Below are 13,746 nucleotides of genomic sequence, written 5' to 3'. Positions count from 1 at the left end.
CGACACCGGCGGCATGGCCGGCCTCGAAGGCGCGGTCGCGGTCGGCCTGCCGGCGGGAGTGGCGGGCAGAGCGGCGCGGCCGGGGGACCGCGCCGGTGCGCCGGCCGCCCAGTGAGCGCGCCGCCTGGGCCGCCTCAGCCGCTTCGGCCGCTTCCGCCCCGAGCTCCGCCGGTGCGGACCGGGTGCCGTCCATCGCGGCGTCGTCCGGCACCCGGTCCAGCTCCAGCGAGCTCGGGAACGGGAAGTAGGCGTCCAGGAACGCGCGCAGCTGGCGGGCCGTGTACTCCTCGTCCTCCACCGGCGACGTGTCGTTCGTGCAGATGGTCTCGGGGTGCCGGTTGTGCAGCAGCGCGGCGAACGCGCCCGCCAGCCCCTCCCGGTCGGCCAGGTTCACGTAGGCCGAGCGGACCTTGGACGGCACCGCCCGCCCGGTCAGCAGCGCGTAGGTGTGGTGCAGCGACGACGCCACCGCGATGTCCTCCGGCCGGCGGAAGCGGGACGCCGCCGTGCGCGCGAACTCCGCCGGATAGTGCGCCTCCAGCTCCTCCAGCACCGACCGCAGCTGCGGATAGGGGGCGTGCTTGAACTTGTGCGTGGGAAACGCCGGGAAGTCCGCCGCCAGCAGCCGCCGGTTGTTCTTCGCCGCGACGTCCACCGGCTGATCGTCCAGCAGCGGCGCGCCCAGCCCGAACTGGAACGGCGACGGGAACACCTTCGCGATCCCGTTCGGGTGGAAGAAGGTCGTCGGCGTCGTGTGCCGGCCGAAGAACATGTCGTCGTTGAGGTAGATGTAGTGCTCGCTGAGGCCCTCGATGTGGTGCAGCTGCGTCTCGATGGCGTGCGAGTTGAACACCGGCAGCACCGAGGGGTCGGCGAAGATCTCCTTGTGGTCGACCACCCGCACCCGGCGGCCGGTGCGCGCCTGCACTTGCCGGGCGGTGGCGCGCAGCCACGGCGGGCACTGGCCGTCGGTGACGATGTAGACGTCGCGCACGAACCCCGCGTACATCTCCAGCGACCGCAGCGAGTAGCGCAGCTCGTCGCGGGCGGTGTAGCGGGAGCTCGACGCCGACGTCGGGTTGAGCTCCCCGCTGCCGCCCAGGTGGCGGTCGCGCTTGGCCTGCCACTCGGGGTCGTCCCCGTCGACCCAGGTGTAGACGGCGTCGACCGGGAAGTGCGCCTCCTCCGGCAGCGGCCGCAGGAAGCAGTCGAACGTGGTGTAGCGGCGGCCGCGGATCTCGGTGCTGCGCGCCTCGCGCTCCTCGGCCGGCACGATCTCGCTCACCATGTTCTGCCGCGGCGCGACCAGGGCGCCGCGCAGTGTGGTCTCCGGCGCCACTACCTTGAGCCGGGAGAGCAGCGCCTGCCCGGATTCGGTGTCCAGCGCGGACGCGCCCGAGCGCCAGAACTCGACGGTGCAGCCGTGCTCGGGGCCGATCGCGGCGTGCTGGCCGTCGCCGGTGGCGAAGGAGCCGACCAGCACCGCGTCGGCGCGGGACAGCCGCTCCAGGGCGCCGCGCGCCGCCAGCGGCCGCAGGTAGTCGCGGCGGGCCCCGACCGCCATCCCGTACAGCCCCCGGTCGGCGTGCGCGCCGATGAGGAGCTCCACGATGCGGCGGCGCTGGCCGCGCGAGACGCCGATGCTGAAGCCGCCGTGGTCGCGCCCCTTCACCAGGAAATAGGGGATGCCGGCCGCTTCCAGGACGGCGACGCAGGCGTCCAGCGCCTGCTGGGCGAACGCCTCCGACGACATCGGGCCGGTGTGCCGCCGCGCGATGACCAGCCGCCCGTGGTGGCGCACCAGCTCCAGGTCCGGGTCGTCCAGCAGCCGCCGGTAGAGCACCCGGTTGGGTACGGCGAGCACGTCCTCCGGGGTCCGCTCCAGAACGGCGCGGGCGGCGTTCCGGGCGATTCCGCGCAAAGCGGTCCAACTACTCGTCACCGTGTGTCCCCCCAATGCATCGCACAGCGCTTGGCTCCTCCGATGGACCCGGTCGGGGGGACGCGGGGCCCACGGTCCTGCTCTGCTCTACCGTTGCACCGCCTCGCTCACCCGCGGTGGAGAACACGCCGGAGGCGGCCCACCGCCGCACGGCGCCGCCGCCGCAGGGCAGCACCCACGTCGACGGGGTCGACGGTGACCACCGGGTCGCCGCCGCGGCGCCGCTCGGCGGCCGCCCGCACCGGCAGCGGACCGCGCCAGGTGCGCCGCGGGGGCACCCGAACCCGGGCCGGGACGGTCACTTCAGCCGTCCCGGTCGCGTCGGATGAGCAGAGCACCAGCGTCCACGCGCCGACCGGCGGTGCTCCGGGCCCGGCCATCGGCAGCACGCCGTCGATGCGGCTCTCCCTGCTGTCCGGGCCCTCCCTGCGGGTGCGCAGCGGAACGTCGACATAGCGGCCGGTCGCGTCGGCCAGCCGGGCGAACAGGGCGAGCTCCGCGATCCCTTTGCTGCGGGTCGCCGCGGACAGGTGCAGCACCGGGCGGCTGCTGCCGGGCACCGCGCCCCAGGTGAGCTCGGCGCCGGTGAGCACCGCGCCGAGGAGCGCGGGCGGCCCGCCGGTGCCGAGGTTCTCGGTGTGCAGGACGAGCGCGTCGGCCCCGGTGAACGCGGGCCGGACGCGCGTGCGCCGGGCGCCGCTCGCGTAGACGGCGCCGCCGTGCACGGTGGTGCCGGCATGGCCGAAAGGGCCGTCCAGGAGCCGGCCGACCGGGTGGTCGCGGCCGTCCCGGGTGCGCAGGGCGACGTCCCAGATGTGGTGCCGCCCCTGCTCGCGCGGCAGGTGCAGGGCGGCGGCCGCGGCGCCGTCCACCGATGCCGCGAAGGCGCCGTCTTCGGTGATGCCGCAGGCCACTGCGGTCTCGACCGCCGCAGAGACGTCAGAACCGCGGAGGGTCAGGACCAGCTGTGCTCCCGCGCCGCCCCCGGGGACCGGGCCGAGTACCCGGCCGCGCAGCGACAGCCGGCCGTCCTCCGCGGCGATCCGGTCCACCTCGGCGTGGCCGCGGGCGCGGCGCACGGTCAGGTGCAGCTCGCCGCTGCGGCCGCGGTGCGGCAGCACCGCCGCGACGCCGCCGGCCCCGTCGTCGCGGGACTGCTGGTCGCGCAGGTCGATGAGGCCGGCGGGGCAGGGGTGCTCGGCGGGCGGTTCGCCCCCGTTCCCCGGTGCGGTGGCGGTGGTGTCGGCGCCGACCAGCGTCCAGCGGCCGGGCACGAGGCGGTGGTCGGCCGGATCGACGAGCACGCCGCCCGAATCGTCCAGGTCGAGCGGCACCCGGGCTCCGCGCGGCCCGGCAAGCACCGGCGCGGCGGTGCCGCGCGGCGTGAGCACCACGGCGCCGTCGGTGCGGGCCGCCACGTCGCAGCCGGCCGCCGGGTTCGGGGCGGGCGGGCGCGCCGACCGGGAGGGAGCCGCGGGCGCGCCGAGCTTCTCGAACAGCTCCTCGTGCCGGCGGCCGATCACCTGCGGCGCGTACCGCCGGGACGCCACCAGGGCAGCCGCACCCATCCGGGAGAGTTCCTCAGGGGCGGACATCAGCCGGCGCAGGCCGTCGGCGAGGGCGGCGGCGTCGCCGCTGGACACCAGCAGTCCGTCGCGGCCGTGGTCGATGATCTCGGCAGGCCCGGACGGGCAGTCGGTGCTCACCACCGGAAGGCCCGAGCGCATGGCCTCGACCAGGGTCATGCCGAACGGCTCCCAGCGCGACGCCGAAGCCGCGAACGCGCCGAGCGCCCACGCCTCCTCCATCCGCTCGTGGGTGCCCATCAGCCGGATGGAGTCGGCGGCGCCGCGGGCGGCGATGCGGCGCTGCAGGGCGTCGCGCTGCTTGCCCTTGCCGTAGATCAGCAGCCGCCAGTCGGGGAAGTCCGGCAGCACCCGGGCGAACGCGTCGATCAGCAGGTCGTAGCGCTTCACCGTGACCAGGCGGCCGCCGGCGACGATGGTGCGGCTCTCCGCGCCGGCCGCGGTGATGCGCGGCGCCGGCACGCTGTTCGGGATGCACAGCACGCGCAGCCCGGGCAGCGCCATCTCCTCGCGGTAGCGGGCGGCGTCGGCCTCGGTGACGGTGGTGAGCGCGTCCAGGCCGGTACACACCTCGGCGAGGGCGGCGCGCAGCTCAGGGCTGTGCATGTCGTAGGTGAGGTGCTCCTGGCCGACCTTGAGGAGCCGGTCCGGGCCGAGAGCGACCAGCGCGGCGATGAGGCCGGGCCGGGTGGCGACGACCACGTCGGCGTCGGTGCCGGCCAGGTAGGCGCCGAGCCGGTCGTCGGTGAGCAGGCTGTAGGCGCGGCCCCCGCCCCGCTCCGAGCTCAGCATCACCGCCGACGGGAGGCCGGCGCGCGGCTCGCCCTCGTGCAGCCGGCGTTCTTGCGTACCGGTCTCCTCCGGTGCCGGGACGCGCAGGTCCACGAGCGGCACCAGCCGGATCCGCGGGTCGGCGGGCAGCGCCGGCTCGTCGCGGTGCCGGAACACCGACACCACTTCCACCGTGTGCCGGTCCGCGAGTGCGGCGGCCTGGTTGAGGACCGTGCGGACGGTGCCGCCGATTCCGTAGATGTCGTGCGCGAGATAGGCGATCTTCATGGTGGCGCATCCCCCCGGCAGCGCTCGGACCAGCCGCTGACCAGGGTTGCACCCGGCGCGCGGCGGCAGCCTTTGACACGCCGCCGCGCCTGCGCTGCCCGGGTGCGTACCGGTTCGTCCGGGTTAGGCGGAGTTGGCGGCGAGGCGGCGCGCTTCCTCGGCGTCGGTCGCGTGCGGGTGCGCGCCCGGGAGCGGGCGGCCCGCCGATTCGGGCATCCGGGTGACCGCGATGCCGCCGATCAGGCCGGCGACGATGAGCAGCGCCGCCGGGGCGTACAGACTGCCGGTCGCCTGCACCAGCGACTCCGCCATCAGCGGCGTGGTGCCGCCGAACAGCGACACCGACACGTTGAACGAGATCGCCAGCGCGCCGTAGCGGACCTTCGTCGGGAACAGCGCCGGCAGCGACGACGGCACCACACCGGAGAAGTGCACCAGGATCAGGGCCAGCAGGAGGCAGCCGGCGACGGCGCCCGCCACGCCCTGCTGCAGCAGCCAGAACGCCGGTACCGCGCCGAGCACGGTGAGCAGGCAGCCCGACATCAGGACCGGTCTGCGGCCGACGTGGTCGCTGATCCGGCCCATGACGGTGACCAGCAGCAGCATCGCTCCCATTGCGGCCAGCGTGATGAGCAGGCCGTGGGTGCTGGTGAAGCCGAGGTTCTCGGTGAGGTAGGTCGGCATGTAGGCGGTCAGCGTGTAGTTGTTGACGTTGAACACCAGCACCAGGCCGACGCAGAGCGCGACGGCGGCCAGGTGGCCCTGGAAGGTCTGCTTGAGCTGGGCGAGCGGCCCCGGCTTCTGCTCCTGGAAGGTGTCGGTGGCGGTGGCGAACGCCGGCGTCTCCTCCAGGCGGAGCCGGATGTAGAGGCCGATCAGGCCGAGCGGCAGCGCCAGCAGGAACGGGATTCGCCAGCCCCAGTCGGCCATCTGGCTGTCGCTCAGCGCCACGGTGAGCACTGTGACGACGGTCGCGCCGCCGACGTAGCCGCACACGGTGCCGAACTCCAGCCAGGAGGCGAGGAAGCCGCGGCGGCGGTCGGGCGCGTACTCGCCGATGAAGGTGGTGGCACCGCCGTACTCGCCGCCCGTGGAGAACCCCTGCACCATGCGGGAGAGCAGCAGCAGGATCGGCGCAAAGATGCCGATGCTCTCGTACACCGGCAGGACGCCGATGGCCGCCGTGCCGACCGACATCATCAGCATCGTGGTCGCCAGCACGCGCTTGCGCCCGATCCGGTCGCCCAGCGGACCGAAGAACAGCCCGCCGATCGGCCGGATCAGGAACGCCGCCGCGAACGTGGTGAACGTGGCGATGAGCTGCCCGCCGGCCGACGCCGACGGATAGAACAGCGCGCCGATCGTGGCGGCGAGGTAGCTGTAGACGCCGAAGTCGTACCACTCGGTCGCGTTCCCCAGCGCCGAGGCGAACACCGCCTTGCGCACCTTCGACCGGTCGGTCAGATTGACCGGCCGCCGGGGCTGGGGAACGTGCCCCTTCGGGGATCCGTCGCTCGCGCTCACGGTGCCGCCTCTCGTCCACCGCGCCGCCAGACACGGCGCCATCAGACATTATCGCCGATAGTGTCCGAAAAACGACGTTCCGTAACGATGGGCGGTGTGTCGAGCCCCCGTCCCGGTGCCCGGCACGCGCCCGGAGGCCCCCGCTCGCGCCCTGCGCCATCGACCCACTGGCTGCCGCACCGGGCACCGGCCCATTCCCGCATCCGCGGGAGCTGCGTGACCGGCATCGAGAAGCGCCCTCAGCGCGACGGTCCATTCCCGCATGCGCGGGAGCTGCGCGTCGACGCGGGTCCCGACGCGTTCCCCACCCGGCCCATTCCCGCATGCGCGGGAGCTGCCAGGAGGCGTGGGAGTGGTTCGGTGAGAACGACAGGCCATTCCCGCATTCGCGGGAGCTGCAAGCGCTGACCTGTGGGAACGTGTGGCGTTATCTGGATGATATTGCGTACCGCCGGATTGTGGCCACATCGCGCTCAGGTCCGGTAGGTCTTGGCCTATCCGGCGCCCGCTCTTCCGTCTACGCGAGACGTGCCCCGCACTGGGCTCGTTCCTCGAGTGTGGCACCGACGCCCTTCGTGCGAGGTTCCCTGCGCGTGAAGGGTTGACAATGCCCTCGGGCTGCTGGCCACTGGGGCTGCTGGTCTCCCCGAATGCGGTTGGGGGACATTGACTTCGGCCCATTGCGCACACGCGGGAGTTGCCGCCCGCTGGCCGACCTCGCCGAGCGCTATGGCGCCCCATTCCCGCATGCGCGGAGCTGTCCAGACGTGACGAAAGCCCGGCGGGCACCGGGCGGTCCATTCCCGCAACAACATCCTTGCCGGGCCATTCCCGCATGCGCGGGAGCTGCCGCGCGCCGGGAGTTTAGGAACCGGCCGAGCGAGGCCCATTCCCGCATGCGCGGGAGCTGCCCCGCCTGTGGTGGGTCCACGCGGACGGGCTGCGGTCCATTCCCGCATGCGCGGGAGCTGCAGGAGGACCGGCGTCGACTGCTGACGGCAAGCCGGTCCATTCCCGCATGCGCGGGAGCTGCGCGCGTGGCTCGCGACGCAGGAGGCCGCATGACGGTCCATTCCCGCATGCGCGGGAGCTGCAAGCGCTGACCTGTGGGAACGTGTGGCGTTATCTGGATGGTATTGCGTACCGCCGGAATGTGGCCACATCGCGCTGGAGCTGACAGCTCTCGGTCTCTCCGGCGTCCGTTCTTCCGCCCGGCGCGGGACGTGTGGCAATCCGCGGGGCCGGCGCCGGCGCGGGTCTCGTCCGTTCTGTGCACCGGGCCCACTCCGGCGCGGCACCGGCTGACGGGTTGGCGGCCGCGAATGCGATGGGGCTGCGGCCCGGCTCCGCGGATACGGAGACGGGCCGATTCGGCCAGGGATGGCGCGCGGCGTGCTGCGCACGGTCCGGGGCGGCCGGGTTGCGGCTGCCAACGGTCAGGCGGGGAGCGGGCGGGCCCAGTGGCCGCGGTGGAGGACGCCGGCGGTGGTGAGGTCGTCGTCGAGGATCAGCAGGTCGGCGCGGTGGCCCGGGGTGAGGGTGCCGATGCCGGAGAGGCCGAGGGCGCGGGCGGGGACAGCGGAGGCGGAGCGAGCGGCGGCCGCCAGGGCGTCGGGTCCGAGGAGGCGGGTGGTGCGGCGGATCGCGTCGGCGAGGACGATGGTGCTGCTGGCGATGGTGCCGTCGTCGAGCAGCGCCCGGCCGTCCTGCACCGTGACGGGCAGGTCGCCGAGCGTGTACCGGCCGTCGCCGAGGCCGGTGGCCGACATGGCGTCGGTGACCAGGGCGATCCGGTCGGCGCCGGCGGCGTCTACGGCGAGCCGCACCGCACCGGCGTGGACGTGCACGCCGTCGTTGATGAGCTCCACGGTGACCCGCTCATCGGTCAGCGCCGCACCGATCGGGCCCGGCTCGCGGTGGTTGAACGGGCGCATCGCGTTGTACAGGTGGGTGGCGACGGTCGCTCCCGCATCGAAGGCGGCGCGCGCCTCGTCGTAGGTCGCCTCGGTGTGGCCCACGGCCACGGTGACGCCCTCGGAGACGGCGGCCCGCACCAGTTCGAGCGCGCCCGGCAGCTCCGGCGCCACGGTGATCATCCGGAGGTGGCCGCGTGCGGCCTTCAGCAGCGCCGCGAACTCCGCCGTGTCCGGCTCGCGCAGCAGCGCCGGGTCGTGGGCGCCGTGCTTGGCCGGGGAGATCCACGGCCCCTCGAGGAAGGCGCCGGCCACCTCACCCGCGTCGGCAAGGTCGGCGACGGCCGCCACCTGCTGCAGCAGGGACTCCGGCGCCGCCGTGACGAGCCCGGCGACCATCGTGGTGGTGCCCTGGGAGCGGCCGAACTCGGCAACGGCGCGGAGCCGCTCCGGGTCGGCGTCGCTGAACGAGGCTCCCGCGCCGCCGTGCACGTGGATGTCGACCGCCCCCGGCAGGACCGTGCGGCCGCCGGCGTCGACGGCGGTGCCCGCCGCGGCGCTCTCCGGCGGCTCCCCGGTGCCCAGTGCGCGGATCCGCGTCCCCTCGGTACGCAGCCAGCCGGTGCGGAAACCCGTCTCGGTGAGCAGCCGTGCGTTGGTCAGGGTGGTCGTCTCGCCGGCCATGTGCGCGCGCGTCCTCTCGTCCGGCCCCCGCCCCGGGCGGGGGGCTGTGCCCGATGCCACACCGCTGTCCGCGGCCGAGGGCCGCGGCCGCGGTCATTCCCGCGGTGCCGCCCGGATGGTCCCCGTCTGAGCGGTGTGCGAACCCCGCCGCTGCAGGCAGCCCCGCACGGAGGCCAGTGAGCGGCTGGATCGGGACGCGCGCCGACGGGGGATGATCGGCCGCAGCGGGAGGCCGCCGCCGACCGGCCGGCCCGCGACATTTCCTCCCGCCACGCATTGACCATAGCGCCCCGCCGTCTCATGATGGGGTGCATGACCGCCGGTGAGCTGCTTGTCCAGCGCCTGCATGTCGATCTCCGGCAGCAGGCCAGCGCCCTGTGTCCTCGCTAGAGGTGTCGTAGGGGGAATCCCTCCCCGCGCCCCGCGGAGTGCCGTTTCCGCGCTCCCGCGCCCGCCACCGGTCGTCCTTCCGCTGCGTCTCCCCAGACGGGCTGTGCTCGTCGCCAGTCCAGGCGAGCGCGACGTCCGACCGGTCCCCGACCCACGCCGGACCGCGCGCACCGACCGCGCCGCGCCGATCCTCAGCGAACTGCGGCTGCCCGGCCGCCCCGCACTGGAGACTCACATGACCCGTATCACCGTGCTCGTCGCCGACCTCCGCCCCGACTCCGCGCTCGCCGCCGCCGCCGTCTCCGCCGCCCGCGCCCTGACCGAGCGGGCCGGCCTCGACGGCGACGCCACTGCCATCGACCTGGCGCGCCTCGGCCCGGCGCTGCTGGCCGCCGACACCGGCCGCGACGTTGCCGATGCCGTCGAGGGCGCTGCCGCCTCCGATGTCCTCGTCGTCGCTACGCCGCAGGTGCACGGCTCCTACACCGGCCTGCTCAAGGTCTTCCTCGACCGGCTGCCCGAGCTGGGGCTGGGCCGCGCCGTGGCCGTGCCGGTCGCCGCGGTCCCCGACCTGCGCAACGGCCGCAACATCGAGGAGGACCTGCGCGTGCTGCTCTCCGACCTCGGCGCCTGGGTGGTCGAGCCGGCGCTGCTGCTCGCCGACACCGAGCTGTCCGCGCCGGAGCCCGTCGTCGACGCGTGGGCCGAGATCGCCGCCGCTGCCCTCGGCCAGGCGGTCGCCGTCTCCGCCTGAGTTCCGAACCGGGCCGCGCCGGGCCGGCGGAGCGCTCCGCCAGCCCGGCGCGGCCCGGCGTATGTCCGGCTATTCCGCTGCAAGCACGTACTCGCGCGGTCCGGCGGTATGGGCGGGGGCGGGCGGTTCGACGCCGAGGAACGGCGCGAGAGCTGCGGCCGAGGCGGTGCCGTCGTGATAGGTCCGCGCGTACCGCTCCGCCTCGGCGCCGATTCTGCGGGCCCGCTCGCGATCGGACACCAGCTCTTCCAGCGCGGAGCCGAGCGTGTCGGAGGTGGCGAAGACCAGCGGCGGCGGTTCGGGAAGCGCGTCCCGCACTGCGCCGCTGACGAAGCAGGCGACCGGCTTGCCCGCCGCCATGGCCTCGCAGGCGAGTACCCCGTAGGAGCCGATGCCGAACTGGTCGACCACGACGTCGGCATCGTGCACTTCACGGCGCATCGTCTCCCGCGCGGCCCCTTCGACCAGCCGGAACTCGATGGCGCCGCGGCGGTGCAGCTCCTCCAGGACGGGCAGTACCCGAGCGGTGCCCTTCGTCCACTGGCGGGAGGGTGCGTGCAGCACCACCGGGCGGCGGCGCTCCATCAGCGGCAGGGCGCAGCGCCAGGCGTCGACGTCGACCGCGAGTGGGAGCCAGCGGGCGCCCGGTACCTCGTCGAGCAGGTCGGGCGTCGTCACGTAGAGCGGCAGCCCGGAGCGCTCCGCGATCCTTCGGTTGCGCTGGGAGGCGCGGGTCAGGGCGTCCAAGGCCTCTGGCGGTGCGTCGCGGTAGTGCGAGTGCGGGAAGCGGTCCAGGTGCCGGACCGGGTCGCGGAGATCGCTGCCGTGCGCCAGCAGGCCCACCGAGATCCCGGCGTCGCGCAGGACCGGCAGGTCGGTCTCGATCGAGTCGCCCCAGGCCAGGCCGAAGACCGGGCGGAACGAGTCGGCGAGCAGGTGGCTGTAGCGGCCCAGGGCGCGTCGGATGCACTCCAGCTGCACGGCCGGGTCGCCCAGCTGCCGGGCGTCGACCGTCACGTCCACCGGGTGGACGGCCGGGCGGCCGGGGCTGGTCTCCGCGAACACCTCCACCGAGACGCCGGCCAGCCGCTGCGCCGCGGCCGCGGCAACCGCGGAGAGCTGGCCCGCGCTGTTCACCGGGCCCAGGCCCAGCCGCACCGGGGTGCCGCCCAGCGGCGGCCACGGCGGCGGAGGCGCCTGCGGTCCCTCCTGGCCCGCAGCGGAAGCCGCCGGCCCTCCCGGTACGGGCGCGGCAGCACGGTCCGAGGACAGCCCCTCTTCGGAGCTGTCCCACGGACAGGGCCGCTGGGGGACCGGCGGGGTCCGGCCGGACAGCTCCCGGTACAGCGCGAGCAGCCCGGTGCTCTGGTGCTCCCAGGAGAGCTCCTTGAGAAGCGGCTCTCCGATCGCGCTCCGCAGCGGGTCCCGCGCCTGCAGGGCCCGGCGCACCGCCGCCGCGAACGAAACCGGGTCCTGCGGCCGGAACACCTCGCCGACGCCGTGCTCGCCGACGAACCGTCCCAGGCTGCCCACGTCGCTCGCCACGACGGGCAGCCGCGCATGCAGGTACTCGGTGAGCTTCGTCGGAAGGGAGATCTCGCAGTTCGGCTCGGGGCGGGAGCAGATGATGCCGAGGTCGGCCGTTGACAGGTGGTCGGGCACCTGCGGGACCGGGACGTAGCCGGTCACGTGCACCCGGTCGTCGACCTCCAGCTCCCTGGCCCGCTGCAGCAGGCCGGCCAGCCCGGGAGAGGCGTCGGCGGTCACCAGGGCGAGGCGGACCCCGGGCAGGAGCGGAAGCGCCTCGACTGCGGTGGCGACCCCCTTGCAGGGGTCGAGCCAGCCGCTGTAGACGATCAGCGGTGTGCGGGGGCCGACTCCGCAGGCCGCGCGGACTCCGCCGTCCGCCGCTCCGCCCGCCACGGCTTCGGCGACGGGCGTGTTCCGTACGGCCAGCGGCTGCCGGGCCAGTCCGGACTCGGCGCGGATCAGCTCCGCGAGCTCCGGGGAGACCGTTGCAACGGCGTCGGACCGCCCGATGAACTCCCGTTCCAGGGCACGCAGCGCACGCCCTTTGGCCGGAGTGCCCCAGGCGACCCGGCTGACGTACTCGTGGGCGTCGTACACCGAGGCGCACGGGCGTCCGCGCGCGCGGAGCCGGGCCGCCGACCGCGCGCCGACGCCGATCATCAGCACGTCGTTGGCGTGGATCACGTCCGGCGCCACGTCGTCCAGGACGGCCCCGAACGCGGCGTCGAAGTCGAGCACGACGGGCATGTCGCGGCGCCAGTCGCCGAAGTCCCCGAGCTGCCCGGCGCCCCACTCCCACATCCTGCGGTCGATCCGGTGCAGCCGTTTCACGACGTGGGTGCGGGCTCGGATGGCGCTCCTCCTGGCGGTGCCGGACAGCCCGGCGCCGTAGGTCCAGCCCAGCTGGACCGACTGCTCGCGCATCCACGCCCGGTGCCGGTCCAGGCCGCGCCGGAGGGCCGCGCGGTCGGTGCGCCCGCGCAGGGCGGCCCGGGCCAGGACGGCCGACCACCGCCGCCGGCGGGCCGGCGCGCTCTCGGCGCCGCATCCGCGGGGGACGGGGACGCGCAGTACGCGGACGTCGCCGATCCGGCTCTCTTCGCGGTGCTTCCCGGACGCCCGGCCGATCAGCGTGACGTCCCAGCCGTCCCGAGCGGCCGCAATCGCGACCTTCTGCACGCGTGAATCACCGGTGATGCCGTTCGCGACAATCACCGCGAGGCGCGGTTTGTCAGCCACTCGCCGCTCCATCCCGTTTCCCGGTTGCACCTCTGGGCCGCCGGCAGGCGCCCGGTCCTGACGATCTTCACCGGCCGGGATGGAGGCGGGCGGCCACCCTGCTGCGGCGGCGTGTCCGCCCGGATCTCCGCGAACCCGTGCGGAGGCGGCCGAGAGGCACTTTCCGGAGATCGGGCGCATACCGGTGCTGGGAAAGGACTGCCGGCCGCTGTTCAGGAGGCGGACGAGTCCGCGGAGCGCAGCCGGGCGGTGTCGGCCTCGGCCTGGGCGGTGGTGCCGCGGACCAGGACCACGACCAGCAGGGTCAGCGCGAACCCGGCAATGCGCAGGGCGAGCCGGACCGGGTCGTCGGGCAGCGGCTCGCTGAAGATCAGCGTCCCCAGCACCACGGTGAACACGTTGCCGGTGACGTTGGCGACCGGCGCCGTGATCGACGCGCGGGCGCGCTGCATCGAGGTCTGGAAGAGCACGATGCCGACCGCCCACCCGGCCGCGTAGAGGTAGGGGTAGGGCGAGGCGAGGGCGGCCGGGATCGCGGCGGGGAGCCCTTCGTCGGCGAGGAGCCCGCCCAGTGCCTTGCCCTGCAGTCCGGCGACGCCCTGGGACAGCCCGGCCGCCGCGCCGAGCGCGGCGGCGCCCAGAGTGCGGCCGCCGCCGGACCCCAGAGTCACGGCCGCGACGCACAGCACCACGGTTCCGGCGCTCACCCCGAGCAGCCACGGCAGGTCGGGCACGGTGCCGGTGGAGCCGCCGTCGCCGAGGGAGAGGCTGAGCAGCAGGAGCGCCGCGGGCATCAGGGTGAGGGCGGCCTTCTCCCCGCGCGAGATCGGATCGCCGAGCACGAGCGCCGTGCCGAGCAGCATGACCGCGATGCCGCCCGCGTAGGCCGGCTGCACCACCGAGACCGGCGCGAGGCCGAGCGCGATCACCAGGCCGAGGCTGCCGGCCGCGGCGAGGCCGCACCCGGCCAGCCACCGCCGGTTGCCCAGCAGGGTGCGGGCGAGATGGAGCGGGCGGCGCACGCCGATCGCGGGGGCCCGGTGCAGCGCGCGCTGCTCGATGGCGAGGCCGATCGAGTAGACGGCCGCGGCGAGGAGGGCCACGATCAGTCCGGTCACGGGGACC

7 protein-coding genes and 1 CRISPR repeat array are annotated in these 13,746 nt (G+C 74.6%); of the genes, 1 reads left to right on the top strand and 6 read right to left on the bottom strand.

The features are described from left to right. The 4 genes from ACYVGT_RS08215 to nagA form a co-directional block, all read right to left on the bottom strand. A partial coding sequence (locus ACYVGT_RS08215) for a stealth family protein (RefSeq protein ID WP_460855846.1) occupies positions 1-1,942 on the bottom strand: 1,942 nt, incomplete at its 3' end. A 107-nt stretch (positions 1,943-2,049) separates the two neighbouring features. Further along, the gene (locus tag ACYVGT_RS08210) at positions 2,050-4,587 is read right to left on the bottom strand and encodes a glycosyltransferase family 4 protein (RefSeq protein ID WP_460855845.1); all 2,538 of its coding nucleotides are present in this window, start codon (positions 4,585-4,587) and stop codon (positions 2,050-2,052) included. A 123-nt stretch (positions 4,588-4,710) separates the two neighbouring features. Beyond that, positions 4,711-6,111: an MFS transporter gene (locus ACYVGT_RS08205; protein WP_460855844.1), complete on the bottom strand. Its 1,401-nt coding sequence runs from the start codon at positions 6,109-6,111 to the stop codon at positions 4,711-4,713. Positions 6,112-6,935: 824 nt separating this feature from the next. Then, a CRISPR array of direct repeats spans positions 6,936-7,205; the repeat unit is 25 nt; unit sequence CCATTCCCGCATGCGCGGGAGCTGC. A gap of 342 nt (positions 7,206-7,547) precedes the next feature. Further along, entirely contained in the window at positions 7,548-8,708 is a 1,161-nt protein-coding gene (gene nagA / locus ACYVGT_RS08200; RefSeq protein ID WP_460855843.1) for an N-acetylglucosamine-6-phosphate deacetylase, read from the bottom strand. A 625-nt stretch (positions 8,709-9,333) separates the two neighbouring features. Here nagA and ACYVGT_RS08195 point away from each other — a divergent pair. Next, positions 9,334-9,852, top strand: coding sequence for an NADPH-dependent FMN reductase (locus ACYVGT_RS08195; protein ID WP_460855842.1), 519 nt, complete (start codon positions 9,334-9,336; stop codon positions 9,850-9,852). Between the two features lie 69 nt (positions 9,853-9,921). Here ACYVGT_RS08195 and ACYVGT_RS08190 read toward each other — a convergent pair whose 3' ends face one another. Together ACYVGT_RS08190 and ACYVGT_RS08185 are read right to left on the bottom strand one after the other, a co-directional pair. Beyond that, a complete protein-coding gene (locus ACYVGT_RS08190; RefSeq protein ID WP_460855841.1) occupies positions 9,922-12,621 on the bottom strand; it encodes a glycosyltransferase family 4 protein in 2,700 nt (899 codons plus the stop codon). Positions 12,622-12,833: 212 nt separating this feature from the next. Further along, positions 12,834-13,739, bottom strand: a complete 906-nt coding sequence (locus ACYVGT_RS08185; protein WP_460855840.1) for a hypothetical protein — start codon at positions 13,737-13,739, stop codon at positions 12,834-12,836. Between the last annotated feature and the right edge of the window lie 7 nt (positions 13,740-13,746).

Source organism: Nocardiopsis coralliicola (assembly GCF_054779695.1).
This window is presented reverse-complemented; position numbering and strand designations above follow the sequence as displayed.

What these genes read in the sequence shown, in the direction of transcription:
- ACYVGT_RS08210 (WP_460855845.1), bottom strand. Translation starts at nt 4,587, where the DNA reads ATGAAGATCGCCTATCTCGCGCACGACATCTACGGAATCGGCGGCACC.
- ACYVGT_RS08195 (WP_460855842.1), top strand. Translation starts at nt 9,334, where the DNA reads ATGACCCGTATCACCGTGCTCGTCGCCGACCTCCGCCCCGACTCCGCG.
- nagA (WP_460855843.1), bottom strand. Translation starts at nt 8,708, where the DNA reads ATGGCCGGCGAGACGACCACCCTGACCAACGCACGGCTGCTCACCGAG.